This is a genomic window from Arthrobacter sp. B0316-1-20 (genome assembly GCF_059091865.1).
The window spans coordinates 420,657-444,910 of record NZ_JBNHHC010000002.1; the positions used below are offsets into that span (position 1 = coordinate 420,657).

Genomic DNA, 24,254 nt, shown 5'->3' on the forward strand with positions numbered 1-24,254 from the left:
TTTGCTCCGCTCGTCATGATCAGGGTGCTTACTTTCTATCATCGGTTCATGGCGTTACAAACCCTCCAACCGTTCGCGTCGGCGCCCGCGTGCAAAGATGGCGGCATGGAACTGGACGGAGAGCTCGCGGGCCATCAGCTTCGGCCGGATGCGCCGGACCAGCGGGACATCGACCTGTACCGCAGCCTGAGCGCGGATATTGCTTCGGGCGTCGCGGTGGCGTCCACGCGGTGGCGGAACCGGGACTACGCGGCAACCGTCAGCGGTTATCTCTCCGTCTCCTATGACCCGCCCACCATGCTGGTCAGCCTCTTTGAGGAGTCACGGATCTGCGACGCGGTGGCGAGCTCCGGGACGTGGGCCCTGAGCCTGCTGGCGGCCCATCATCAAGGCACCGCGAACTGGCTGGCGAGCCCCGGCAATCCGGTGGAAGGCCTGCTCAACCAGGTTCCGTACCGGCGCGGCCCGGCCACCGGCGCTGCCGTGATCGGCGGAGCACCGGCGTGGTTCGAACTGAAGACCACCGCCGTGCATCCGGCCGCAACCCATTTATTGATCGTCGGCGAGGTGCTGGCGATGGGCCGCGACGCCTCCGGAACGGAGAGCGCCGATCCGCTGATCCACTTCGCTTCCTCGTACCATCGTCTGGGCAGGTAGCGAGACAGCCCGCCCACGTCGGGTAGACAGCCGGTGGCGTAGTTAAGGCAACGGCGGCGGTTCCGAGAAGCGACCTTCCCAGACCGCCCGCGACCCTGACTCGCCGGTCAGCACCACCGCCACCGTGGCGCCGGCGCACACCGCCAGCACGACGACGACCATCACCGCCGCGAGGATGCGGTACCCGACGCCGAGCTTGCGCCGCCAGGAGGCTGCCGTCGTCGTTCCAAAACGGAACCAGAGCCACAGACCCAACGCGGCGAGAAACAGGCCGATGACCCAGGGCAGCATCATGTCACCCAGGCGCATGTGTTCCACGGCCAGCGGCGTCTGGTCCATCCGCAGGAACAACCAATGCCCCGCCTGCTGGGAGATCGGTACCAGCACCAAAGCCAACAGCGCGATCAGCGGGGTGACGATGCCCAACCGGCGCCGGACCGCCGGCCAGAACAGGCTGAGAACAATGCACAGTGCGGCGAGTGGAATGAAGACCACCGTGGCGTGGACCAGGAGCACATGCAGCGGCAGGGCATTGACTTCGTAGTCCATCGGATTCCGCTCCTTAGCCTCCGGGCAGGGCCCTCATCCGGTAAGACGCGCACGCCGGTGATGCGGTTCAGCCGGGAATCCGGGCGTCCGGTCCATTGTGTTCCCCGGCCTCCTGCCCTATGAATGGACTATGACGGTCACGCTGAGGTCCTTGGAAACCGCTGTACCGGAAACGATCCTGATCCAGTCCGAGGCGCGTGACGTGTTTGCCACGCAGCCCGGGCTGACGCGCCTGGGGCAGCGGCTGGTAACGACGTCGTTCGACCAGTCCGGCATCGACACACGGCATGCCGCCGTCGACGAACTCACCACGGCAAAGCGGGCCGAGAACCCGGTGTTCTTCGACGCCGGCTCCCGGCAGTTGCTCTCCCCCAGCACCAAGGTGCGCAACGATATCTTCGCGGAAAAGGCAACCCCGCTCTTCATCGAGGCCGCCGGCAAGGCGCTGGCCGCCTGCGACGGGATCGGTCCGGAGGACATCACGCACCTGATCACCGTCTCCTGCACCGGATTCTTCAACCCCGGCCCGGACTACAAGGTGGTTCGGGCGCTCGGCCTCAATCCGTCCGTGCAGCGCTATCACCTGGGTTTCATGGGCTGCTACGCGGCCTTCCCGGCGCTCCGCGCAGCCAAGTCGTTCTGCGACGCCGATCCGCAAGCCGTTGTCATGGTGGTGAGCGCCGAACTGTGCACGCTGCACGTGCGAACGTCCAACGACCCGGACACCATTGTTGGCTCCTCGCTGTTCGCTGACGGTGCAGCCGCCGCGGTCATCACCGCACGCGATCTGGAGCAGACCGGTCCGGGCATCCGGCTGGACCACTTTGAAACCATCCTCACCCCGGTGGGCGAAGAGTCAATGGCCTGGAACATCGGCGACGAAGGCTTCGAAATGGTCCTCGGCACCTATGTTCCGCACATCATCGACGAACACATCGTCGGCGCGCTGAAGCCACTGCTGGCCCGTGAACCGGCGCTGGCGGCCAAACCCTACCGCGACATCGAGCACTGGGCGATCCACCCGGGCGGCCGGAGCATCCTGGACAAGGTGGAGGCCAAGCTGGCGCTGACCGAGGAACAGTTGGTGCCGGCCCGCGAAACGCTGCGGCGGTACGGGAACATGTCCAGCGCCACAGTGATGTTCGTGCTCAAGCACATCTTGGAACAGCCGGCCGGCGCCGCCGAGGAAAGGATCTGCTCCATGGCCTTCGGCCCGGGGCTGACGGTGGAGACCGGACTGTTTACCAAGACAGTCCCGGCCTCGACGATGCAGGCCCACAAGGCCGCCGCTGCAGCCGCGGTATAGCCGGAGCGGACCGCCGTGCCCCGGCAGCCTTCGACGCACAGCACATCACCCTTCCTCGCCTCCCGCGCCACGGACGCCGTGGAGGAAATGGACAAACCGGACTGCGATCCTGCGATGCTCAGACGCACCTATGCCCAATTTCCGCTGATCAACTGGGCGGTCTCGGGCTGGCACGGCATCTACCGACGGCTGCTCCGGCCGCGCCTGGCCGCGGTCGAGCGTCCCACCTTGCTGGATATTGGCTCCGGCGGCGGCGACGTGCCGCGGATGCTCACGCGCTGGGCGGCCCGCGACCGCCTGGGTTTGCGGATCACCGCCATCGATCCCGATCCACGCGCGCACGACTTCGCGCTGTCGCGGCCCCAACTGCCGGGGCTGGAGTTCCGCCAGGCCTTCAGTTCGGAGCTGGTGGCCGAAGGGCTGCGTTTCGACGCGGTGGTATCCAACCACCTGCTGCACCACCTGACCGCCGCGGAACTGGCAGGACTGCTGGAGGACTCCCGGCAGTTGGCAGGTTCCCTCGCAGTGCACAGCGACATCATCCGCAGCCGCCCCGCCTATCTGCTGTTCGCCGCCGGGACACTGCCGTTCTTCCACCGGTCTTTCATCCGCCGCGACGGCCTGACCTCCATCCGCCGCAGCTACACGCCCGGCGAACTGCGCTCAGTAGTGCCGGCGGACTGGCAGGTGCTGCGGGATTCACGGTTCCGCCAGCTGCTGGTCCGAGGGGCCGATGACTGAGCTGCTGTCCCCGCGGCGCCGGCCCGGTGTCCGTCCGGCCGAGGAGACGTTGCACGATGTTGCCGTCGTGGGCGGCGGGCCGGTGGGACTGCTGATGGCCATCCTCCTTGCCCGACGCGGACTGGACGTGGCTGTGCTGGAGCAGCGAACGGCGCGCAGCAGCCACTCCCGCGCCATCGGGATCCATCCGCCGGCCTTGGCCGTGCTCGACGACGCGGGCGTGGGCCACGCGCTGCTCGCGGCAGGGGTCCGCATCCGCCGGGGCACCGCCCGCAGCCGCGGCCGCGAGGTCGCATCGCTGTCCTTCGAGGCGGTACGCGGCCGGCACCCCTACGTGCTGGCCGTGCCACAAGTGATCACCGAACGGCTGCTGGAGGAACAGTTGGAAGCGCTGCGTCCGGGCGCCCTGCAGCGCGGCGTGCACGTGCGCTGCGCGGACGACGACGGGGCAACCGTCACGCTGTCCTGCCGGCTGGGCGCGGGGCCAGGATCCGGGGCGCGCAGCGGAACCGGGCCGGGGTGGGCAGCCCAGGATCCGGGGCTTGCAGCGGCCCCGGATACGACCACGGTCCGCGCCAGGCTGGTGGTCGCAGCCGACGGCGCATATTCGGCCCTGCGCCGGCAACGCGGAGTGGCCGTACGCACGCGGACGTACCCGGACGCCTACCTGATGGGGGATTTCGCCGACACCGGCTCAGACGGCAGCACCGCCGTGCTCTATCTGGAGGCCGGCGGAATCGTCGAGTCCTTTCCGCTCCCCCATGGCACCCGGCGCTGGGTGGCCAGGATGCCCGCTGTGGTCAGCCATCCCACCGCCACTGGCCTGGCCTCCCTGATCGCGCGGCGCACCGGCACCGGACCGGAACCGGACAGCTGCTCCATGCTCAGCGCCTTCTCGGTCAGTTCCAGGATGCCGCGCCGCCTAGTCGCTGGCCGGCTCGCGCTGATCGGCGATGCGGCACATCAAATCAGCCCGATCGGCGGGCAGGGCATGAACCTGGGCTGGCTGGATGCGGCGGCTCTGGCTCCGATCATCGGCACAGCCCTGCGCGGCGAGCCGACGGCGCGGGCGCTGCGGCAGTTCGAGGCGGACCGGCGTCGGGCCGCGACCACCGCCATCTGGCAAGCGCATCTGAACATGGCCTTGGGACGGCCGCTGCCACCGGCGTTGCTCGCCGCCCGCAACCAGTTATTCGGTGCGCTCAACCACATACCCCGGGCGCACGACGCGGTCGCCAACCGCTTCACCATGCACTGACGTGTCATCGAGATGCACCGACTTGTCATCGAGCGGCTGCCACGGGTCCGAAAGGCTAAAGTTGCTGCTAGACAAAATCGGCACCACGTCGGTTTTCCACGGCTGGAGAGGTACCGGCCGGGCACACGGCACGGAGGTGGAGCATGGTCGGCGCGGACCGCATCGCCGTGCTGTCGCTGCATACCTCGCCGCTGGCCCGGCCCGGCGGAGGCGATGCCGGCGGTATGAACGTCTACGTCCGTGCGCTGGCGAGGGAACAGGCAGCGTTGGGTACCGCCGTCGACGTTTTTACCCGCTCGCAACATGACGGCCAAGAACCGGTGGAGCATCCCCGGGCGGGCGTGCGCGTGATCCATCTGGAGGGGGCGCCGGCCGACGTCGTGGCCAAAGAAGCGGTGCCGCAGCGGCTGGTCGCGCTGGAGGCTTCGCTGCGGCAGTTCACCCAGCGGGATGGGGCCAGGTATGACGTGCTGCACTCGCACTATTGGCTCTCCGGTGCGGTGGGATTACGCCTGCAGCAGGACTGGCAGATTCCGCTGGTGCATTCGATGCACACCATGGGGCTGGTCAAGAACCTTCATCTGCAGCCTGGCGAGGCACCCGAGCCGGAATTCCGGGTCCGCGGCGAACAGGCCATTGCCTCCGGGGCGGGCCGGCTGATCGCCAACACGCTGAATGAGGCCTGCGAACTGGTCGACCTCTACGGCGCGGACGAAGGGACGGTGGACGTGATCCCGCCCGGCGTGGACCTGCGCACCTTTCGTCCCGAGGGCCGGCAGGATGACCGGGTGGCAGCCGGACTGGCGTCGGATACCTTCCACCTGGTCTTCGCCGGCCGTATCCAAGCGCTCAAAGGACCGCAGGTGCTGCTGGCCGCGGCGGCGGAACTTCGCCGGCAGCGGCCGGACCTCCGGCTGCGGATATCCATCATCGGCGAGGCCAGCGGAGCCGCCGAGCTGGACCTGCCGGCCCTGGCCCGGCAGCTGGGGCTGGACGACATCGTGGCGCTCTCGCCGCCGGTTGAGCCGGCCGAACTGGCAGCCACCTTCCGCAGCGCCGATGTGGTGGCGGTTCCCTCCTTCAGCGAATCGTTCGGACTCGTAGCGTTGGAGGCGCAGGCCTGCGGCACACCGGTGGTTGCCACCAATGTGGGCGGACTGCCGGTGGCGGTCAGCCACGGGCTCACCGGCCTGCTGGTGGATGGCCACGATCCTGCCCGCTGGGCCGGTGCGTTGCGCGAACTGCACGACTATCCGGAGTTCCGCCGGCGGCTGGGCGACAATGCCGCCGTGCATGCCTCGTCCTTCGGCTGGGAGCAGACCGCTGCGCTGACGGCACACAGCTATCAGTTGGCGGTCGACCACTTCCGCCGCTGACGAGCCCCCGGGCGGGCGCCGCTAAGATGCATAGGTGCCAACTTACTGCGTCCGCCGCGCCATTCGCGAAGATGTTCCCGCAACCCTGGACATGAAGCTGGCTGCGTGGCGGGAATCCTACGGCACACACCGCCCCGCCTCCTTCTTTGCCGCCGAAGCCGCCAGGCGGAAGCAGCAGATCGATTGGTGGGCGCGCGGTCTGGCCGCGGGAGCGGAGCTGTGGATCGCCGAGGATGCTTCCGGCCGGATCGTCGGCTGTGCAGGCGCCGGCCCCGCCCAGGACGACGACGGCAACGCCGGCGTGCCGTACGAACTGCAAATGCTTTACGTGCTGGAGCAGGCCCACGGCACCGGGCTGGGCCTGCGGCTGCTGGAAGCCGCGATCGGCAACAAGCCGGCGCTGCTGTGGGTCCTCGAGGACAACCCGCGTGCGCAAGCGTTCTACCGCAAACACGGCTTCACGGCAGACGGAGGCCGCGAACCCCTGACCGGCCACTGGGAAGGCCTGAACGAAATCAGGATGGTCCGTAGGGCCGGTTAGGCCCGTTCCAGCTCCGCGCGGATGGCCGCGATGCCGCGCCAGACTTCCGCGAAGCTGGTGGACAGCGGCGAGAGGCCCAGCCGGATCCCGTCGGGTTCGCGGAAGTCGGGGATCACGCCCTGTTCCCAGAGCCGCCCCATGACGTGCTTGAAAGCCGGATGGTCTATCGTGACGTGTCCACCCCGTTCTGCCGGATCCAGCGGCGAGGCGATGACGACGCCGAAATCCGCCAGCGTGGCCTGCACCGCTTCGATGGCGAATTCGGTCAGGGCGACGGACTTGTCCCGGACGGCAGCCAGGCCGGCCTCGTCGATCAGCGCGATCATGTCCTGGATCGCGGTCATCCCGAGGATCGGTGGAGTCCCGGACGTGAACCGGCGGATGCCGCCGGCGGGTTGGTAGCCCTGGCCCATCTCGAAGGGTTCGCTACTGCCCAGCCAGCCCTGGATCGGCTGCTGGAAGTGCTGGTGTTCTGTCCGCACGTAGGCCCAGGCCGGCGCACCCGGGCCGCCGTTCAGGTACTTGTAGCTGCAGCCCGCGGCCAGGTCCACGCCCCACGCATCCAGTTCCACGGGCAGCACCCCGGCGGAATGGCACAGATCCCACAAAACCAACGCACCGGCGTCGTGCGCCGCGGTGGTGATGGCGGCAATATCCGCAATGTAGCCGGAGCGGTACGCCACATGGCTAAGCAAGACCAGCGCCGTGTCCGGCCCGACGGCGGCGCGCACAGCTTCCGCGGTGACTCCCCCTCCGTGCGGCGGTTCGAGCCAATCCAACTCCAAGCCGCATTCGGCGGCAATGCCTTCCACGATGAAGCGGTCGGACGGAAAATTGTCCCGGTCCACCAGGATGCGCCGCCGGCCGGGGCGGGCCGCAATCGCGGCACGGGCCAGCTTGTAGAGCAGCACGGTGGTGGAGTCCGCCACCACGCACTGGCCCGGAGCGGCGCCCAGCACCACCCGGCCCAGTTCGTCGCCGATCCGCTCGGGCAGCGCCAGCCAGCCCTCGTCCCAAGCCCGGATCAGCCGGCCGCCCCATTGCTGCAGCATGACGTCCGGAACCCGGTCCAGGCTGGCGGCCAGCGGCCGGCCCAAGGAATTGCCGTCCAGGTAGGCGGTGACAGAGTCGTCGTCGTGGCCCACGAAACGGCTGCGGTATTCGGCCAGCGGGTCTGCGGCATCGAGCGTCCGGGCGCGGTCGGCAAGCTGAGCATCGGTGGTCATAGGGCCAGCATAAGGGTGGTGGTCGCGGCCGGAAGGAAGGCTTGCACGGTGCCGCGAAAAAGTTTTCCGGCTGTGTCGATATCCAGGTTCACCGTTCGACGGCATAGTAGAAGGCGCACACCGCGTCCTCGTTCACCGAAGGAGATAGCCGTGAAGTACATGTTCATCATGCGGTCCACCGACGAAGCCCTTGAAGCTTCCAAGGCCATGCCGTTTGAAGAAATGATCAACAAAATGGGTGCCTACAACGAGTCCATGATCAACGCCGGCGTCATGCTCGGAGGAGATGGCTTGGCGGACCTGTCGGACGGGACCGCCTTCGTCGTCGACTTCTCCGAAGATCCGCCGATCGTCACCGACGGCCCCTACGGCGAAACCCATGAGCTGTTCAACGGTTTCTGGATCGTCCAGGTGGCGTCCAGGGAAGAAGCTGCCGAGTGGGCCAGCCGCTGCCCGCTGGGGCCTGGTTCCAAGCTTGAGGTGCGGCGCGTCACCGAGGCCGCCGACTTCGCGGAGTATTCCGACAACGAGTACATCCAAAAGGAAGAAGGCTGGCGCGAACAAGAGGCGAAGCTGCGCGCGGAGAACGCCTAGCTTTCGCCGCCGGGAGGTTAGTCATGTCGGGGACGGACGCGGACCAGGCAGCGGCCATCAGGCGCCGGATCGATGCCGTTTGGAGGATCGAAGGTGCCAGGATTGTCGCTGCTCTGGCCCGCGCCACGGGGGATGTTGGGTTTGCCGAGGACGTGGCCCAGGAAGCCGTCGCCGATGCCCTGCTCCAATGGCCGGTCGCGGGTCTGCCGCAGAATCCTGCCGCCTGGCTGACGGCCGTGGCCAAGCGCAAGGCGATCGACGCGTGGCGACGGGCCGAACGCCTGGACGACCGGTACCAGACGCTGGCCCGCGGGCTGCAGGATAAAGACGCCGCCGACTGGGAACCGGTGCCGGACGACATGCTCCGGCTGGTCTTCACCGCCTGCCATCCGGTGCTCTCGCGGGAGGCCCAGGTGTCGCTGACCTTGCGGATTGTAGGCGGCCTGTCCACCGAGGAAATCGCCAGGCTCTTCGTGCTCCCGGTGGCCACCGTCCAGCAACGCATTGTCCGGGCCAAGAAGACGCTGGCCGCGGCGAAGGTGCCCTTCGAGGTGCCGGAACCGCATGAGTGGAGGCCGAGGATGGGCGGTGTCCTCCGGGTCATCTACCTGATGTTCACCGAAGGTTATGCGGCCACCACCGGGGAACGCTGGATCCGTCCGGATCTGGCCGCCGAAGCCCTGCGGATCGGCCGGGTCCTGGTGTCGCTGGTGCCGCGGGAAGCCGAGGCGCACGCGCTGGTCGCCTTGATGGAACTCCAGGCCTCCCGGTTCGGCGCCCGCACCCGGGCGGACGGGACACCCGTCCTGCTGGCGGATCAGGACCGCACCCGCTGGGACCGCGCACAGATAGGACGCGGCCGCGCGGCGCTGGCCCGGGCGGACAGGCTGGGCCGCGGCCGCGGCAGTTACGCGCTGCAGGCCGGCATTGCCGAGTGTCATGCGGTGGCGCCCAGCGTCGAACGAACCGACTGGGCGCAGATCGTGCTGCTCTATGAGGCGCTCGGCCGGATTGCGCCCAGCCCGGTGGTCGAGCTCAACCGGGCCGTGGCCGTTTCCATGGCGACCGGGCCCGCCACGGCGCTGGGCATCGTGGATGACCTGGTCTCCTCCGGGGCGCTGCGCGGATCGCATCTGCTGCCCAGCGTCCGCGCCGAGCTGCTGGCCAGGCTCGGTCGGTCGGACGAGGCGCGGGCCGAGTTCGCCGCCGCAGCCGCCTTGGCCAAGAACGACCGCGCACGCGAAGTGCTCGAACGCAAGGCGGCTGCCACCTGACCCGGTGACGGCGGGGGTGCCGGGCTATCCCGCGAGCGTGTTGACGCTGCCCGTGAAGTGCAGCCGGTGGCTGCGCTCGCCCCAGCCGGTGAAGTCGGATGCCTGCCACGATCCGTCCCGTTCCGTGTCATGGATCCGTACCGCCACCGTGGCGGGAAGGAAGACCGGAGCAGCGAAATCAATACGCCAGCGAAAGGGTTCGCTGGCCGCGGCATCCACGCTGGTCAGTACCCGGGACGCCAGGTACATGCCGTGCGCGATGGACCGCTTGAGTCCCAGCATCTTGGCCGATACTGCGCTCAGGTGAATGGGGTTGAAGTCGCCGGAAACAGCGGCGTACTCGCGGCCGGCTTCGGGACCGAGGCGCCAGCGCGCCGTCGGCTGCGGCGGGATGAAATCGCTGCGCTCCGGCCTGAAGGCCTTGTCCAGTCCGGGCAGGTAGACCGCCTTGGCCAGATAGTCCGATACGCCTTCCCACACCGTTTCGCCCCCGGAATCGATCCGGGTATGAAGTTCCACCTGGGTGCCTGCATGGTGGCCGCGCAGGCCTTCTGCCCAGGCCGTCACGGTCAGCGGTTCGGCGAAGTGGACCGGCCGCAGGTGGTTCACCCGGTTGGCCAGATGCACCATGCCCAGCAGCGGGAGCGGGAAGTCCTGCCGCGTCATCACGCTCATCGCTACGGGAAAGGCCACCGAGTGCAGGAACACTGAGGGCAAGGTATCGCGGACGGTGCCGTGCATCACTTGCTGGAAGCCGCTGACCCGTTCCGGGGCGATGTGCACACCGTCAACGGTGTGCCGCACCGCCGGGAGTTGTTCGGTCTGCTGGCCGACGCCCAGCTTGTGCCGCGCAGCGGTGGAGGCCGCCGTCAGGTAGAGCCGCGAGAGCGTGGGCATCTCCCCGAGAATGACCTCACTCATGCGCCGACCATGCTCTGGCCGCAGACCCGCAGCGTCTGGCCATTGATCCCGCCCGCGGCGTCACTGGCCAGGAAGGAGACCGCTTCGGCGACATCCAGCGGCCGGCCGCCCTGCTGCAGCGAGGACAGCCTGCGGGCCACCTCGCGGGTGACGAACGGCATCCGAGCTGTCATGTCCGTCTCGATGAAGCCGGGGGCGACGGCGTTGATGCTGCCACCGGCGTCGGCAAAGGCGGCCGCCGACGCGCGGACCATGCCAATGATGCCCGCCTTGGAGGCGGCGTAGTTGGTCTGACCGCGGTTGCCGGCAATCCCGCTGGTGGAGGCCAGCGACACCACCCGCGGTGCTTCGCGGAGGACGCCTGAGGCCAACAGTTGCTCGTTCATCCGCAGCTGCGAGGTGAGGTTGACCGCCATCACCGAGTCCCATTTCGCCTGGTCCATGTTGGCGAGCAGCTTGTCCCTGGTGATGCCGGCATTGTGCACCACAATGTCCAGCCCGTGGTTCCGCTCCGCGGCATGGGCGGCGATCTTCGCGCCGGCGTCCGGCGCGGTGATGTCCAGTTGCAGGGCCGTGGCGCCCACCTGGTTGGCGATCCGGGCCAGCTGTTCCCCGGCCGCCGGGACATCGACGGCGATGATCCGGGCGCCGTCGCGGTGCAGGATCTCGGCGATGGCTGCGCCAATGCCCCGGGCGGCACCGGTAACGACGGCGACCTTGCCTGCCAGCGGATGGTCCGGGGCCGCCGGCAGCGAGGCCACGCCGGAGCCAACCAGAAGGAACTGCCCGTTGACGTAGGCGCTCCGACCGGAGAGCAGGAAGCGCAGCGCACCGAGGACGGCCGGCGCGCCGGCATCCACGCCCTCGCCCAGCAGGATCCCGTTGCCGGTGGCACCGCCGCGCAGCTCATGGGCCAGCGACCGCAAGGCCCCGTCCACCGCCTGGCGGGCGGCCGCCCGGGCAGGCTCCCCGGTGCCGGCAGCCAGCCGGGAAATCGTGACGATCCGTCCGCCCGCAGCCAGATCCCGCAGGCTGGCCCCGGCGGTGAGCATCGGGGCCGAAAGTTCTTCCGGCGACGCAAGTTCGTCGAGCACCAGCACCATGCCGCCGAGCCGTTCCTTCGGCGCCACGTGCCGGCGGACATCCAGGTCCCAGCCGAGCAGCTCCTTAGCCAGGACGTCGGCGCCGGTCCCGGAGCCCAGCACCAGGACGGGCCCGGGCAGCAGCGGCGCGCCCGGCCGGTAACGCCGCAGCACGGCAGGCTGGGGCAGCCCCAGCTTCTGGGCCAGGCTCTTCACCGGCCCCGCGTTGACCAAGTCCAGGTAGCGGTCAGCCATCAGTTTGCCTCCAGAATGGCCACAACGCCCATGCCGCCGGCGGCGCACACAGAGATCAGGCCACGGGTGGTTCGGGACTCGGCGTCGGCCTTCTGGCGCAGCATCTTGGCGAGGGTGGCGACCACCCGGCCGCCGGTAGCGGCGAAAGGGTGTCCGGTGGCCAGTGACGAGCCGTTGACGTTCAGCCGGGTCCGGTCGATGGGGCCCAGCGGCTTCTGCAAGCCCAGCTTATTGCGGCAGAACTCCTCGCTTTCCCAGGCCGCCAGGTGGCACAGCACTGTGCCGGCAAAAGCTTCGTGGATCTCGAAGAAATCGAAGTCGGCAAAGGTCAGGCCCTGCCGGGCCAACAGCCGTGGCACGGCATAGGCAGGCGCCATCAGCAGGCCTTCCTTGCCGTGCACAAAATCCACTGCTGCGGCTTCGGCGTCGACTACTTCGGCCTGCACCGGAAGGTCATTGCTGCGGGCATACTCCTCCGAACCGATCAGCACCGCTGAGGCGCCGTCCGTTAGCGGCGTGGAATTGCCGGCGGTCATCGTCGCCTCGGCGCCCAGGTTCCTGCCGAAGACCGGCTGCAGCTTGGCCAGCTTCTCCAGCGTGGTGTCGGCCCGCAGGTTGGAGTCCTTGGCCAAACCGCGGTAAGGCGTCATCAGGTCGTCGAAGAACCCGCGCTCATAGGCGGCCGCAAGGTTGCGGTGGCTGGCCAGCGCCAGTTCGTCCTGCGCCTCGCGGGTCACGTTCCACGCCGCCGTGGTCAGCGCCTGGTGCTCCCCCATCGAGAGCCCGGTCCGCGGCTCGGCCGTACCCGGCGCGTTCGGGGCCAGGTCCTTGGGGCGGAGCTTGGCCAAGGCGGTGAGTTTCTGCTGCACGGATTTGGCGCGGTGCAGTTCCAGCAGCACCGCCCGGAGACCCTCGCTGACCGCAATCGGCGCATCCGAGGCGGAATCGACACCGCCGGCGATGGCGGAATCGATCTGCCCCAGCTTGATCTTATTGGCCAGGCCGATCACTGTTTCCAAGCCGGTAGCGCAGGCCTGCTGCAGATCGTGGGCGGGCGTTTCCGGCGACAGCGCGGATCCAATGACCGCTTCGCGGGTGAGGTTGAAATCGCGCGAGTGCTTCAAAACGGCGCCGGCGGCCACCTCGCCGATCCGTTCATCCTGCAGTCCGAAGCGAGCCACCAGCCCGTCCAAGGCGGCAGTGAGCATGTCTTGGTTGCTTGCCTGGGTGTAGGCCCCGTTGGCCCGGGCAAACGGGATGCGGTTGCCGCCGATGACGACGGCCTTGCGCAGAACGGTGGCGGGGCGGGTGCCGGTGGCGTCAGGTGAAGCGGCCATGAAGGCTCTCCTCGTGAATCGGGTACAGGTGGGAACGATGTCAGTTACCGTAACCTAGCGTACCTGATACGCTGGGTAACGTGAATAGCGCCACAGTCCGCCCTGCGGCTTCGCCGGGGCCCGACGGCCGCTCCGCCCGCTGGGACCGGCACCGGACCGAACGCCGCCGGGAACTGATCCGTGCCGCCCGCCATGCCGTGCACCGGCTGGGCCCTGACGCTTCAATGGAGGACATCGCGGCGGCGGCCGGGACCTCGAAGCCGGTTTTCTACCGGTACTTTGGCGACAAAGCCGGGCTGCAGCAGGCCATGGGCGAAGTGGTCGTGGGCCGGATGCAAGCCCGGCTCCAGGAGGCCGCCGCCAGCGCCACCACGCCGCAGGCAGGCCTGCACGCCATGGTTTCGGTCTACCTGCAGATGGCCGAATCCTCGCCGCACGTCTACGCATTCGTCACCCGCGGCGCGCCCTTCGATCCATCGGTTCCGCAGCTGCTGCGCGGCGGGCCGGCGCCGACCGACGCCGCCCCGGAGCCCGGCAGTTCCGCGGTACTTCATGATTTCTTCGCCAACGTTACGGCGATGATCGAAGCCCCGCTGCGCGGCCATCTGAGCGCCTCCGCGGACAACGCCGCGGAACTGGCCGCGGCCTTCTATTGGCCGCGGGCCGCCATCGGCATGGTGCGTGCCGCCGGCGAACGCTGGTTGGCCGCGCCCGACAACGGCACCAAACCAAGCCGGGAGCTCATGACTACCTTGCTCACCGACTGGCTGCTCCGCGGCGTCGCTCCCCTCCGTACGGAGCCGGAGGCAGCGTCCGGGCCGCCCGACAAGGCCCGCAGCGCTCCCGGCTGAGCCGGCCATGCTGCCGACGGCACCGCGGCAGCCGCAGCTGACCATCCGACCTATTCGTGACGACAGAAGGAACAACCGATGACGTATACCCCCACTGCCGAAACCCCGGAGCCGGTTGAAGACCGCGGCGCCAGCGTTGACGTGGCAGGTCTCGGCGAGGTCTTGCTGGGCCGCTGGGCCGACATCCGCAAGGCGGCCCGCGAGCTCGCCGGCCGTCCGGAGATCCACCGGATCGACGGCCTGCCCATGGAGGAGCACCGCGAGCGGGTGGTGGGCCAGTTGAAGTATCTGGTGGACGCCGGGACCGTGCACCGGGCGTTCCCCACGCGGCTGGGCGGCGAGGACAATCACGGCGGCAACATTGCCGGTTTCGAGGAACTGGTCACCGCCGACCCGTCGCTGCAAATCAAGGCCGGGGTCCAGTGGGGCCTGTTCGGAGCCGCCGTGCTGCATCTGGGCACCGCGGAACACCACAACAGGTGGCTGCCGGACATCATGAGCCTGAAAACCCCCGGCGCTTTCGCCATGACCGAGACCGGCCACGGATCAGACGTGGCCAGCATCGGCACCACCGCCACGTATGACCCGGAGACGCAGGAATTCGTCATCCACACCCCGTTCCGCGCCGCCTGGAAGGACTACCTGGGCAACGCCGCCAATGACGGTCTGGCCGCCGTCGTGTTCGCCCACCTGGTCACCCGTGGCGTGGACCATGGCGTGCACGCGTTCTACGTGCCCATCCGCGACGGGCAGCGCAACTTCCTGCCCGGCATCGGCGGCGAGGACGACGGCTACAAGGGCGGCCTCAACGGCATCGACAACGGCCGGCTGCACTTCGATCAGGTCCGCATTCCGCGCACCAACTTGCTGAACCGGTACGGCGACGTGGCAGCAGACGGCACCTACTCCTCCCCCATCGCCAGTCCGGGCCGCCGCTTCTTCACCATGCTGGGAACCTTGGTACAGGGTCGGGTCTCGCTCGACGGCGCCGCGGTGGCCGCCAGCAAGGTGGCACTGGCCATCGCTGTCCGTTATGGCACCGAACGACGGCAGTTCAACGCCTCCTCGGACATCACCGAAGAGGTGCTGCTGGACTACCAGCGCCACCAGCGCCGGCTGTTGCCCCGGCTGGCCTCCACCTACGCGGCATCGTTCGCACATGAACAACTGCTGCAGAAGTTCGACGACGTCTTCTCCGGCGCCCATGACACCGACGAAGACCGGCAGGATCTGGAAACTTTGGCGGCGGCGCTGAAGTCGCTCAGCACCTGGCACGCCCTGGACACGCTGCAGGAGTGCCGCGAGGCGACCGGCGGCGCCGGCTTCCTGGCCGAAAACCGGTTCGCCGCACTGCGCGCGGACCTGGACATCTACGCCACCTTCGAAGGCGACAACACGGTGCTGCTGCAGCTGGTCGCCAAGCGCCTGCTGGCCGACTACGCCAAGGAATTCCGCCATGCCGACTTCGGCGTGATGGCCCGCTGGGTGGCACACCAGGCAGCCGACGCCACCCTGCACCGCACCGGCCTGCGGCAGGTGGCCCAGACCGTCGCGGACAGCGGATCGGAGCGCAAGAGCGCCAACTACCTCAAGGATCCGGAAACCCAGCGCCAGCTGCTCACCGACCGGGTCTCCACCATGGTGGCGGGCATCGGCGGCGCGTTGCGCAACGCCACCAGGCTTCCGCAAAAGGAGGCCGCGGCGCTGTTCAACGAACACCAGCACGAGCTGATCGAGGCGGCCCGCGCGCACGCCGAACTGCTGCAGTGGGAAGCCTTCACCGCCGCACTCGGCCAGATCGACGATCACGGCACCCGGCAGGTGCTGACCTGGCTGCGGGACCTGTTCGGGCTGTCGCTGGTGGAGAAGAACCTGGGCTGGTACCTGATGTACGGCCGGCTGTCGGCACAACGCGCCCGCATCCTCGGTACCTACATCAACCGGCTGCTGTCCCGGCTGCGCCCACACGCCCGCGACCTGGTGGATGCCTTCGGCTATGGCCCGGAGCACCTGCGCGCGAAGATTGCCAGCGGCGCGGAACAGGAACGCCAGGACGAAGCCATGGCCTATGCCCGCTCCCGGCGCGCCAGCGGCGAGGCCCCGGTGGACGAGAAGGTACTGATCGCCCGACGCAGGGCCCAGGACAAGCTCGCCCAGAAACGGCAGAAACCGGAAGCCAAGGGCTAGGACAACGACGGCGGGGCTCTGCCAGGCGACACGGCTCGCCTTGGCGGAGCCCCGCCGTCGTGACTGGAGCCAAACCAGCTAAGATTCTCTGGGCCCGCTACTCCCTTCCGCGGGCGGAAAGCACCTCCATGTCCTTCACCCAGAATGCCCTTGCCCGCTGGCAGGAGCTGCAGGCACTGGCTGCCACGCCCGGCCTTAAGCTCGCTTCCGCCAGCCCATGGGTGCCGGCGCTGTTCAGGACTGCTTTCACCAGTTCCCGGCCGCAGCTGCCGCTGGAAGAGTTTCACCGCAGCACCGACTCGTTCCTGGCTGAGCTGCGCCGGGCCGGGGCGGAACTGCGCACCGACTGGTCGGCCCGCCAATATGCCGATGACTGGGTGGCCCGGCGCTACCTGTCCCGGCTGCGCGAGGACGGCCGATTCGTCTACGAACCCACCGAAACCACAGTGCGGTTCCTAGAGTACCTGGATGGCTTGACCGGGACCTCCTCGTCGCTGAACAGCTCCCGCCTGGCCACGCTGCTCACCCGCGTTGAAGCGCTGGCCCACGAGACCGATCCTGATCCCGAGGCCCGGATTGCCGTGCTGCAGGCCGAAATCGCCGAGCGGCAGGAAAAGATCCGCGCGCTGGAAGCCGGCGACGCACCCGCGCCGTTGCCCGACGCCACGGCCGTCGAGGCGGCCCGCGACGTCTTGGCGCTGGCTGCCGGCCTGCCGGCCGATTTCAAGCGGATGCGCGACGGCCTGGAGCTGATGCTGCACACGCTGCGCGCCGAGATCGTGGAGTCGAACGCCACCAAGGGCATCACCATGGGCGAGGTTCTCGAGGCAGACAAGCGGCTGCGCGGTACCAGCGAAGGCCGGACGTACGAGAGCTTCACGGCCTTCCTGAACGACGAGGAGCAGCAGCAGCGCTTCCGGCAGGCCATCGCCGCGGTGCTCGAGCGGGACTTCGCCGACGCGCTGGAGGCCGAGGACCGGCGGGCGCTGCAGCGGCTGATGCCCCAGCTGCGGGCGCAATCGGCGGAGATCCACCGCATCTACGGGCGGCTCTCGGAAAGCATGCACACCTTTGTGCAGTCGGACGATGTCCGGGAATCGATCCAGCTGCGGCAGGCAATCCGTGCTGCCGAGGCCGCCATCCTCAAATCCCGGCACAGCCTGCCGGGCCGCCGAGCCGTGATCCCCGCGCCCGAGCTCTTCGGCTCCGGCTTTGAGTCGGTGAGCATGGTCCGGCTCTATGATCTGCAAAACCACCAGGCACCTGCCAAGCTGCCGGCGCCGCCGGCGTTCACCGAAGCGGACATCCACCGTGCGGTCCGCACGCCGCAAGCGGACGCAGCGGTTCTCTCCCACGCCGTGCGCACCGCAGTAGGGGCCGGCGGTCCCGTTCCGTTGTCCGCGGTCTATGCCCAGTTGGAACCGCAACACCGGCACCTGAACAGCCTGCGTTGGCTGCTGCAGCGTGCCTTGAATTCCGGTGGCACGCTGGACCCGCAGGAAACCGACGCCGTGACCTTGATCCAGATCGACGGCAGCGAACGCACCGCAGTGCTGCCTGCCGTCACCTTCACGAAAGCTGCAGATTCATGAACGAATTGACCGAGGTCCGCGTTGCCCCCGCCGATGGTCCGTCCCGCGACGTCCCGCTGGAAACAGCGGCGGAGCGTGACGACCGGGCGGAGCGTGACGACCGGGCGGAGCGTGACGACCAAGCACGGTTTACGGACCGGGTGGAGCGTGACGGCGCGGCGGAGCCTGACGAACCGGCGGAGCCTGACGCAGCGCCTGCCCGGGACGAGGTCCGGGACGGGCCCGAATTGTTCGACGGCGATACCGGCACGCTGCCGCTGAAGCTGCGCCAAGCCCTCATCAGGCTGCTGCGCGGCCCTTACCTGGACGCAGGCTCCACCGACCGGGTCTACGACACCGTGGTGGAACACCGGCGGATCCTCGCTTCCCGGCTCAGCGAGCTGTTCCTGCAACTGGTCATCGACGAAGACCGCAAGGTCGCGATGCTGCGCCCGGTCCCGATGGCCGAGCCGCACACCACCGCCCTGCAACGGCAGCGGGATATGACCAGGGAAGAGACGCTGCTGCTGCTGCGCATGCGCCTCATCCAGGACCGGCACGCCGGCACCGGAAGCGAGCCGCTGATCAGCCGCGCCGACGTCATCGATGTGCTTCAGGACTACGTGGATCCGGAGCAGCGCGATGCCAAGCACGTGGAGGATCTGGCCGACGCCTCGATCCGCAAGCTGGCCAACGAGCGCCGGCTGCTGCAGGCAACCGAGCTTCAGGATGTCTGGGTTATTTCGCCGGCGCTGCCGCTCGCCTTGCCGTTCGAAAACATCGGCGACATCCCTGCGGTGATTGATTCGCTGGCCGGCGCCGACCTCCCAGCCGGCAGCGAACCGGAGGCGGACCAGTTGGCTTTCGACGGCGGAGAGGCCTGAGCATGAGCATTGAGACGATCCTGCCGATGGACGGGCTGCTCAACCCCGGCCAGCACCGGCTCACATCCGTGCAGCTGGTCAATTGGGGCACCTTCGACGGCGCCCACACCATCCGGGTGGACCGCGCCGGCACGCTGTTGACCGGTGGCTCCGGCGTCGGCAAATCCACCATCTTCGACGGCATGCTCCAAGTACTGGACGCCCGGCCAAAAATGAACGAGGCCGCGCAGACCAGCGCCGGCCATGCGTCCGAGGAACGGCGTACCGCTTTCAGCTACATGCGCGGGCGGCTGGGTGCCACGCCCGCCGACGGCGACGATTCTCAAACCGCAACCTTCTACCAGCGTCCCGGAGCCATCTGGTCGGCGGTCTGCCTGACCTTCGATAATGTCCTGGGCCAGACCACCAGCCTGGCGGTGATGCTGGACCTCCCGGCCAACGGCACAGAACACAACGTGGGCCGCTTCTACGTCCTCCACGACAAGCCGCTGGACATCCCCCGTCTGGAGTCCGGCATGAAGGGCCGGTTCAGCAAGACCTCCCTGGAGGCGCTGCTGCCGGGCAGCCAGGTCTTCGATTCACACAAGGCCTTCGCGGAACGTTTCCGGCAGGCACTGGGCATCGACCAGGAAAAAGCGTTCGGGCTGCTGCGCACGCTGCAGACCGGCAAGGGCCTGGGCGGCACCGTCAACGATTTCTTCCGCAACCACGTGCTGGATACGCCGCGCACGCTGGCCGCTGCCGAAGAGGCAGTGCAGGACTTCAGCCACCTGCGCAGCATCCGGCGGCAGCTGGAACGTGTCCGGCAGCAACGGGACCTGCTGGCTCCCGTGCCCCGGCTGCACCAACAGCTGCGCCAGGCGCAGGCGCAGCTGGATCACAACATCCTCTCGGCCGACGTCGCCCTGCCGATCTACCGTCGCCGCCTGGCATTGGAGTGCCAGGACCGGCAGATCGACCTGTTGGGCGCGGAAGCCGCCACTGCGGCGCAGGAGCTGGCAGACACCGAAGCGGCACGCGCCGGGCTCAAGGAGAAGGCTGCACAACTGACCGCACGGTACGGCAGCGAGGGAGGCGCCGCCGTCGCAACCTTGGAGCGGGAGCTGGCTGCGGCCCAGTCCGAGTTGCGCGCCCGCCAGTCGGTGGAAGATGCCTTCCGGGCTGATGCGGAGGCCGCGGGCCTTGACGCCGATTTCAGCCCCGGTGGACTGGCAGCAGCGCGCAGTCGCGCCGCGGTGCTGGTCAAGGAGCTGCTCACCGAAGCCGAAGCCGTCCGCGAACGCAGCAACGATGCCCAGGGCGAAGCGTGGAGCCTCAAGGGACAGATCCGGGCGTTGGAGCAGGAAATCGAGTCCTTCCGCCGCCGCACCAGCAACATCCGCCCGGAAAGCCTGGAACGTCGACAACAGATCTGCGCCGCTACCGGCATCGCGGAAGAGGAACTGCCCTTTGCCGGCGAGCTGATCGACCTTGACCCCGCCGAGACCCGCTGGCGGCCGGCAGCCGAACGCGCACTGCGCTCTCTGGCCTCCGCGCTGCTGGTCCCGGGCGAGCGGATGAATGCCGTCACCCGGTACCTGAACGAGCACAATATCCGCGGTTTCCTGCGGATTATCGATGTCAGTGCACCGCTGGACGGCAAGGCCGAGGCCGACCCGGACGACCTGGTCACCAAGCTGGTCACCAAGGACACCGCGATGGGCCAGTGGGTCCGGCGCAAGATCACGGCGCATTACGACTACGTCTGCGTCGAGGAGCCCGAGCAATTGGCCTCGGTCCCCCGCGGCGTCACGCTGGGCGGCGCGGTCAAGCGCAGCAGCAGCACTACCGAGAAGGACGACCGGCACACCGGGGCTTCCGACCACCTGCTGGGCTTCGACAACCAGGACAAGATCGCCGCACTCGCCACCCGGCTGCTGGAGCTGCGGGACACCTACGGCACGGCCGATTCAGAATCTGCCGAACGCGCCCGGGAACAGCAGGATCTGGGCCGGCGGCTGGCGGCGGCCAAGGCCGTCGCCGCCGACACCCGGAGCTGGGAGGAAATCTCCACCGACGCGCACGCCGCCGCGGTGGCTGCAGCGGTTGAACGGTTGGAGCAGGCCCGGGACGCCAACACGGACCTGGAACAGCTGCGGTTTGAACTGGAAACGGCCGAACTGGACCTCACGGCTGCGACGGAGAAGATCGGGGTTCTCAAGGGCGAAGCCGCCCGCTTGTCCGCCGGGCTGGAAGCCGCGCGCCACCGCCGCGAGGGCCTGGCCGGGGGCGGCGAATCGGACGGCGAGCTGACTGAGGAACTGGCGTCGGCGCTCGACTCCCTGTTCGCCCCGCATGGCGAAGTGACCGATCTGGAGTTCCTCAGTGATGTCTGCACCAAAGTCGAGCGCGAGCTGCTGACCTCCCGCGGCACGCTGGAACGGGCCAAACTGGAGGCCGGCGCCCAGTTGGTCAAGATCTTCGAGGCCTACACCCGGCAGTGGGGGTCCGACCACGGCACCTCGCTGGACGCCGCCGCCGATTACGAGGCCCGCTACCACGACATTGTGGGCGAAGGCCTGCCGCAGCGGGAGGCGGAGTTCCGCGAGTACTTCAACAACCGCACCTACGAACGTTTCAGCGACCTGCTCCAGCTGCTGGATGAAGAACGCCGGAGCATAGCGTCCCGGCTGCAGCCGCTGAACCAGATCCTGCGCCGGGTCAACTATCACGCGGACAGCCACCTGCAAATCGAAATTGCCAACGCCGTACCGGACGCTTCGCACAAGTTCCGCACCGACCTGAAGAACGCGCTGCCGGTGATGGGACGGCGGCAGACCGGCGATGACATGGACGCCCGCTACCTCGCCTTGGACCGCATCGTGGAGCGGCTGGCCTCGGAGGACGACCGCCGCTGGCGTGCCGAGGTCCTCGACGTGCGGTCGCACGTGGACATCACCTGCACCAACCTGCTGGCTGACGGCCGGGCCTACACCAACCTGCAGGCCAGCCTGATGTCCGGCGGCGAGGGCCAGCGCTTCACCGCGTTCATCATGGCCTCGGCGCTGGCCTACCAGCTCGGGATTGCCGGTCAGGGCTTCAGCACCTTCGGCACGGTCATGATGGACGAGGCGTTCGTGAAGTCGTCGCTGGCCTTCGCCGAGGCCAGCATCAACGCGCTGCATGAGTTCGGTTTCCAGCTGCTCTTGGCGGCTCCGGAGGACAAGGTGGACCTGGCACGTTTCCTCGGCTCCGTCACCGAAGTCCTGCGCGACGAATCCGCCAACCGCTCCGGCGTCCTCGAGCGCGGCCGTTCGCTCGCCCGCCCGGTGGACATCCTCCTGCGCTGATCCGCCCGGGCGCCGCTTCGCGCCAGCACGAGGACGGCGCCGCGGACGCTGCGCTTCGGCCGAAAACCGGGCGTTGCGGGCCAGGGCAGTGGTATGACTAGGAAATGTCGAAGGTGCAGGCGGGGATGCCTGGCTGGCCGTCTCCCCGGTCGCTGAGCATCCAGAGGGTAACGGCCGGTCTGCTGCTGGCCGTTGTGCTGCCGGCCGGCTTGCAGTTCCTGCTGCTGCAGGTTTGGCATGCCAATCTGACCACCGCGTCGCTGGTCCAGCTCACCGGAGCAGTTGGCGCGGCACTGGTGGGCGGGATCTGGCCCGCCCTTGTGGCCGCTCTATGGAGCAGCCTGCTCTTGAACTACTTCATGACCGAGCCCACCGGTCAGCTGCTGATCCATGACACCGCCATGGCCGTGGCCTTGTTGTGTTTTGTCGTTGTCACCGCGGCCGTGGCCTGGGTGGTGGATGTCTCTGCCCGTCGGGCCGCACGGGCACGCCGGGCGGGCGCCGAGGCTGCCGCGCTGAATGAGCTGACCCGGGTGGCGATCGCCACCGAAGACCCCCTGCGGAGCTTGTTGGAACAGGCCCGGCAGGTGTTCCACGCCGAAGCGGCGGCCTTGTTCGTGCGGCCTACGGGCAGCGGAATGGACACCGGTGATCATTCCGGTTGGGTGCTGCTCGCCGGTGTGGGGCAGCAGATGGGGTCTCCGGACGCTGCCGACACCGTCGAACGAGTGGACGACAACACCGTGATGGCCATGCTGGGTCCGCACCTGCCGACGGCTGAGAGTCAGCTGCTTAAGGCCTTTGCCGCCCAGGCCACAGCCTTGCGCGCCCGCCAGCAGTTAATGATCAGCCGGCTCGAAAACGAGCGCCTGGCCCAGGACAACATGATGCGCGGTTCAATCCTTCAGGCGGTCAGCCATGACCTGCGCACTCCGCTGGCCGGCATCAAATTCTCGATCAGCAGCCTGCTGCATCAGGGGGGTTCGTTCAGTTCGGAAGAGCAGCGCGAGCTCCTGCAGACTACCGATGCCTACGCCGACCAATTGGGGTCGCTGGTGGAGAACCTGTTGGACATGTCCCGCATCAGCAGCGGATCCGTCGGGCCCTTGCCCGGGCCGGTCCACTGGGAAGACGTACTTCCGGGAGCCCTGCGCGGAGTGCCGCCCGGGTCGGTGACCTTCCAGATTGCCGACGATTGCGCTCCGGTGGAAGCCGACCCCGGGCTGCTGGAGCGGGTGATTGCGAACTTGGTCGAAAACGCGGCCCGGCATGCTCACCCCTCGGTCATCACGCTGCAGGCAGGGGAACCCCCTGCAAGCCGGGAACATGGTGAGTTGCGGATTGTCGACGCCGGGACCGGTCCGCTGCCGCAGGATCTGGAAGAAATGTTCAAACCCTTCCAGCGGATGACCGACTCGGGGGAAGGCGCCGGCATCGGGCTGGGCCTCGCGGTCGCCCGGGGATTGACGGAAGCGATGGGCGGAACGCTGATTCCCGAACGCACCCCTGGCGGTGGGCTGACGATGGTATTGCGCCTTCCCCTGGCCGGCCCCCGTGCACCATCCACCGTCCAGGGCATCCGGCAGGAAGACCGGTGACCACCATCCTGGTCGTAGAAGACGAGCGCCGCCTGCTGCGGGCGCTGCAGCTCACGCTGCGGGCCAATGGATACGCCGTCGTTGCCGCGCCGACCGGAAGCAGCGCGCTGGCAACGTTGGCCGAAGGGCCGGTCGACGCCCTGGTGCTCGATCTGGGGCTGCCGGACATGGACGGAATCGAGATCATACGCCGTGTCCGGTCGGGCGCGCAGACCCCGATTCTGGTGCTGTCAGCGCGCCATTCCTCCGCCCAAAAGGTCAGCGCCCTGGATGCGGGGGCCGATGACTATGTGACGAAACCGTTTGGACTGGACGAACTGCTCGCCCGCTTGCGGGCGCTGCTGCGCCGCGGCCAGGCCGGCAGCCAGGACGACATCGTGAAGGCCGCCGGCTTCGCGCTCAATTTCGCTGCCCGCCGGGCGGAGAAGCAGGGCACCGCAGTCAAACTCACGCCGACGGAATGGAAGATCCTTGAGGTGCTGACCCGCCAACCCGGCAGGCTGGTGCCCCATCGGCAGGTGCTGGAGCATGTGTGGGGACCGGAGTATGTGAAGGAGACCCAGTATTTGCGCGTCTACATCGCCCAGTTGCGCCGGAAGCTGGAAGCTGACCCGTCCCGGCCGAAGCATCTGATCACCGAGCCCGGGATCGGTTACCGATTCGATCCCTGAACCGGCCCGGCCGGTGTGGCCGCAGCGGTTCCCAAACCACGGTTAG

General features: G+C 68.2%; 20 protein-coding genes. 15 read left to right on the forward strand and 5 right to left on the reverse strand.

Features of this window, described 5'->3' with window-relative positions; all coding sequences use genetic code 11:
- The first annotated feature begins 48 nt into the window (after nucleotides 1-48).
- Nucleotides 49-657 carry a flavin reductase family protein gene (locus AC5RW2_RS04920; protein WP_493962056.1) on the forward strand — a complete coding sequence of 203 codons (609 nt, stop codon included), beginning with the start codon at nucleotides 49-51 and terminating at the stop codon, nucleotides 655-657.
- A gap of 42 nt (nucleotides 658-699) precedes the next feature.
- Here the strand turns inward: AC5RW2_RS04920 and AC5RW2_RS04925 are convergent, their stop codons facing one another.
- Nucleotides 700-1,206 carry a hypothetical protein gene (locus tag AC5RW2_RS04925; protein WP_493962055.1) on the reverse strand — a complete coding sequence of 169 codons (507 nt, stop codon included), beginning with the start codon at nucleotides 1,204-1,206 and terminating at the stop codon, nucleotides 700-702.
- A 130-nt stretch (nucleotides 1,207-1,336) separates the two neighbouring features.
- Between AC5RW2_RS04925 and AC5RW2_RS04930 the strand changes: the two genes are divergently transcribed.
- The 5 genes from AC5RW2_RS04930 to AC5RW2_RS04950 all read left to right on the forward strand — a co-directional run bounded on the left by AC5RW2_RS04930 (nucleotide 1,337) and on the right by AC5RW2_RS04950 (nucleotide 6,428).
- The gene (locus AC5RW2_RS04930; protein WP_493962054.1) at nucleotides 1,337-2,512 is read left to right on the forward strand and encodes a type III polyketide synthase; all 1,176 of its coding nucleotides are present in this window, start codon (nucleotides 1,337-1,339) and stop codon (nucleotides 2,510-2,512) included.
- A 15-nt stretch (nucleotides 2,513-2,527) separates the two neighbouring features.
- Nucleotides 2,528-3,253 (forward strand): class I SAM-dependent methyltransferase, encoded by a 726-nt coding sequence (locus AC5RW2_RS04935; protein WP_493962053.1) that lies wholly within the window; start codon nucleotides 2,528-2,530, stop codon nucleotides 3,251-3,253.
- On the forward strand, nucleotides 3,246-4,511 hold the full coding sequence (locus AC5RW2_RS04940; RefSeq protein WP_493962052.1) for an FAD-dependent oxidoreductase: 1,266 nt from the start codon (nucleotides 3,246-3,248) through the stop codon (nucleotides 4,509-4,511). Before AC5RW2_RS04935 ends, AC5RW2_RS04940 begins: the two co-directional genes overlap by 8 nt.
- A gap of 143 nt (nucleotides 4,512-4,654) precedes the next feature.
- Entirely contained in the window at nucleotides 4,655-5,887 is a 1,233-nt protein-coding gene (gene mshA, locus AC5RW2_RS04945; protein WP_493962051.1) for a D-inositol-3-phosphate glycosyltransferase, read from the forward strand.
- 34 nt (nucleotides 5,888-5,921) lie between these two features.
- Nucleotides 5,922-6,428: a GNAT family N-acetyltransferase gene (locus AC5RW2_RS04950; protein WP_493962050.1), complete on the forward strand. Its 507-nt coding sequence runs from the start codon at nucleotides 5,922-5,924 to the stop codon at nucleotides 6,426-6,428.
- Here the strand turns inward: AC5RW2_RS04950 and kynU are convergent.
- Nucleotides 6,425-7,654 (reverse strand): kynureninase, encoded by a 1,230-nt coding sequence (gene kynU, locus AC5RW2_RS04955; protein WP_493962049.1) that lies wholly within the window; start codon nucleotides 7,652-7,654, stop codon nucleotides 6,425-6,427. The genes AC5RW2_RS04950 and kynU overlap by 4 nt on opposite strands.
- A gap of 150 nt (nucleotides 7,655-7,804) precedes the next feature.
- Between kynU and AC5RW2_RS04960 the strand changes: the two genes are divergently transcribed.
- Together AC5RW2_RS04960 and AC5RW2_RS04965 are read left to right on the forward strand one after the other, a co-directional pair.
- Nucleotides 7,805-8,248 carry a YciI family protein gene (locus AC5RW2_RS04960; RefSeq protein ID WP_493962048.1) on the forward strand — a complete coding sequence of 148 codons (444 nt, stop codon included), beginning with the start codon at nucleotides 7,805-7,807 and terminating at the stop codon, nucleotides 8,246-8,248.
- Between the two features lie 23 nt (nucleotides 8,249-8,271).
- Nucleotides 8,272-9,522, forward strand: a complete 1,251-nt coding sequence (locus tag AC5RW2_RS04965; RefSeq protein ID WP_493962047.1) for an RNA polymerase sigma factor — start codon at nucleotides 8,272-8,274, stop codon at nucleotides 9,520-9,522.
- A gap of 24 nt (nucleotides 9,523-9,546) precedes the next feature.
- Here AC5RW2_RS04965 and AC5RW2_RS04970 read toward each other — a convergent pair whose 3' ends face one another.
- Genes AC5RW2_RS04970 through AC5RW2_RS04980 form a run of 3 tightly spaced genes read right to left on the reverse strand, consistent with a single transcriptional unit; the run spans nucleotide 9,547 to nucleotide 13,117 of the window.
- A complete protein-coding gene (locus AC5RW2_RS04970) occupies nucleotides 9,547-10,443 on the reverse strand; it encodes a MaoC family dehydratase (protein ID WP_493950467.1) in 897 nt (298 codons plus the stop codon).
- Nucleotides 10,440-11,780: a 3-oxoacyl-ACP reductase gene (locus AC5RW2_RS04975; protein ID WP_493962046.1), complete on the reverse strand. Its 1,341-nt coding sequence runs from the start codon at nucleotides 11,778-11,780 to the stop codon at nucleotides 10,440-10,442. Before AC5RW2_RS04975 ends, AC5RW2_RS04970 begins: the two co-directional genes overlap by 4 nt.
- Nucleotides 11,780-13,117 (reverse strand): acetyl-CoA C-acetyltransferase, encoded by a 1,338-nt coding sequence (locus tag AC5RW2_RS04980; protein ID WP_493962045.1) that lies wholly within the window; start codon nucleotides 13,115-13,117, stop codon nucleotides 11,780-11,782. Before AC5RW2_RS04980 ends, AC5RW2_RS04975 begins: the two co-directional genes overlap by 1 nt.
- A gap of 80 nt (nucleotides 13,118-13,197) precedes the next feature.
- Here AC5RW2_RS04980 and AC5RW2_RS04985 point away from each other — a divergent pair, with 80 nt between their 5' ends.
- The 7 genes from AC5RW2_RS04985 (at nucleotide 13,198) to AC5RW2_RS05015 (ending at nucleotide 24,208) form a co-directional block, all read left to right on the forward strand.
- On the forward strand, nucleotides 13,198-13,968 hold the full coding sequence (locus AC5RW2_RS04985; RefSeq protein WP_493962044.1) for a TetR/AcrR family transcriptional regulator: 771 nt from the start codon (nucleotides 13,198-13,200) through the stop codon (nucleotides 13,966-13,968).
- Nucleotides 13,969-14,046: 78 nt separating this feature from the next.
- A complete protein-coding gene (locus AC5RW2_RS04990) occupies nucleotides 14,047-16,155 on the forward strand; it encodes an acyl-CoA dehydrogenase family protein (RefSeq protein WP_493962043.1) in 2,109 nt (702 codons plus the stop codon).
- A gap of 128 nt (nucleotides 16,156-16,283) precedes the next feature.
- The gene (locus AC5RW2_RS04995; protein ID WP_493962042.1) at nucleotides 16,284-17,747 is read left to right on the forward strand and encodes a DUF3375 domain-containing protein; all 1,464 of its coding nucleotides are present in this window, start codon (nucleotides 16,284-16,286) and stop codon (nucleotides 17,745-17,747) included.
- Nucleotides 17,744-18,610, forward strand: a complete 867-nt coding sequence (locus AC5RW2_RS05000) for a DUF4194 domain-containing protein (RefSeq protein ID WP_493962041.1) — start codon at nucleotides 17,744-17,746, stop codon at nucleotides 18,608-18,610. The genes AC5RW2_RS04995 and AC5RW2_RS05000 overlap by 4 nt, the downstream gene beginning before the upstream one ends.
- A 2-nt stretch (nucleotides 18,611-18,612) precedes the next feature.
- Nucleotides 18,613-21,939: an ATP-binding protein gene (locus AC5RW2_RS05005; RefSeq protein WP_493962040.1), complete on the forward strand. Its 3,327-nt coding sequence runs from the start codon at nucleotides 18,613-18,615 to the stop codon at nucleotides 21,937-21,939.
- Nucleotides 21,940-22,043: 104 nt separating this feature from the next.
- The gene (locus AC5RW2_RS05010) at nucleotides 22,044-23,537 is read left to right on the forward strand and encodes a sensor histidine kinase (RefSeq protein ID WP_493962039.1); all 1,494 of its coding nucleotides are present in this window, start codon (nucleotides 22,044-22,046) and stop codon (nucleotides 23,535-23,537) included.
- On the forward strand, nucleotides 23,534-24,208 hold the full coding sequence (locus AC5RW2_RS05015) for a response regulator (protein ID WP_493962038.1): 675 nt from the start codon (nucleotides 23,534-23,536) through the stop codon (nucleotides 24,206-24,208). The genes AC5RW2_RS05010 and AC5RW2_RS05015 overlap by 4 nt, the downstream gene beginning before the upstream one ends.
- Nucleotides 24,209-24,254: the final 46 nt, after the last annotated feature.

Excerpts from the sequence above, each read along its gene's own strand:
- kynU (WP_493962049.1), bottom strand. The coding sequence starts at position 7,654 with ATGACCACCGATGCTCAGCTTGCCGACCGCGCCCGGACGCTCGATGCC.
- AC5RW2_RS04990 (WP_493962043.1), top strand. The coding sequence starts at position 14,047 with ATGACGTATACCCCCACTGCCGAAACCCCGGAGCCGGTTGAAGACCGC.
- AC5RW2_RS05010 (WP_493962039.1), top strand. The coding sequence starts at position 22,044 with ATGTCGAAGGTGCAGGCGGGGATGCCTGGCTGGCCGTCTCCCCGGTCG.
- AC5RW2_RS04925 (WP_493962055.1), bottom strand. The coding sequence starts at position 1,206 with ATGGACTACGAAGTCAATGCCCTGCCGCTGCATGTGCTCCTGGTCCAC.
- AC5RW2_RS05005 (WP_493962040.1), top strand. The coding sequence starts at position 18,613 with ATGAGCATTGAGACGATCCTGCCGATGGACGGGCTGCTCAACCCCGGC.
- AC5RW2_RS05000 (WP_493962041.1), top strand. The coding sequence starts at position 17,744 with ATGAACGAATTGACCGAGGTCCGCGTTGCCCCCGCCGATGGTCCGTCC.
- AC5RW2_RS04980 (WP_493962045.1), bottom strand. The coding sequence starts at position 13,117 with ATGGCCGCTTCACCTGACGCCACCGGCACCCGCCCCGCCACCGTTCTG.
- AC5RW2_RS04930 (WP_493962054.1), top strand. The coding sequence starts at position 1,337 with ATGACGGTCACGCTGAGGTCCTTGGAAACCGCTGTACCGGAAACGATC.
- AC5RW2_RS04975 (WP_493962046.1), bottom strand. The coding sequence starts at position 11,780 with ATGGCTGACCGCTACCTGGACTTGGTCAACGCGGGGCCGGTGAAGAGC.
- mshA (WP_493962051.1), top strand. The coding sequence starts at position 4,655 with ATGGTCGGCGCGGACCGCATCGCCGTGCTGTCGCTGCATACCTCGCCG.
- AC5RW2_RS04995 (WP_493962042.1), top strand. The coding sequence starts at position 16,284 with ATGTCCTTCACCCAGAATGCCCTTGCCCGCTGGCAGGAGCTGCAGGCA.
- AC5RW2_RS04920 (WP_493962056.1), top strand. The coding sequence starts at position 49 with ATGGCGTTACAAACCCTCCAACCGTTCGCGTCGGCGCCCGCGTGCAAA.
- AC5RW2_RS04940 (WP_493962052.1), top strand. The coding sequence starts at position 3,246 with ATGACTGAGCTGCTGTCCCCGCGGCGCCGGCCCGGTGTCCGTCCGGCC.
- AC5RW2_RS04965 (WP_493962047.1), top strand. The coding sequence starts at position 8,272 with ATGTCGGGGACGGACGCGGACCAGGCAGCGGCCATCAGGCGCCGGATC.
- AC5RW2_RS04970 (WP_493950467.1), bottom strand. The coding sequence starts at position 10,443 with ATGAGTGAGGTCATTCTCGGGGAGATGCCCACGCTCTCGCGGCTCTAC.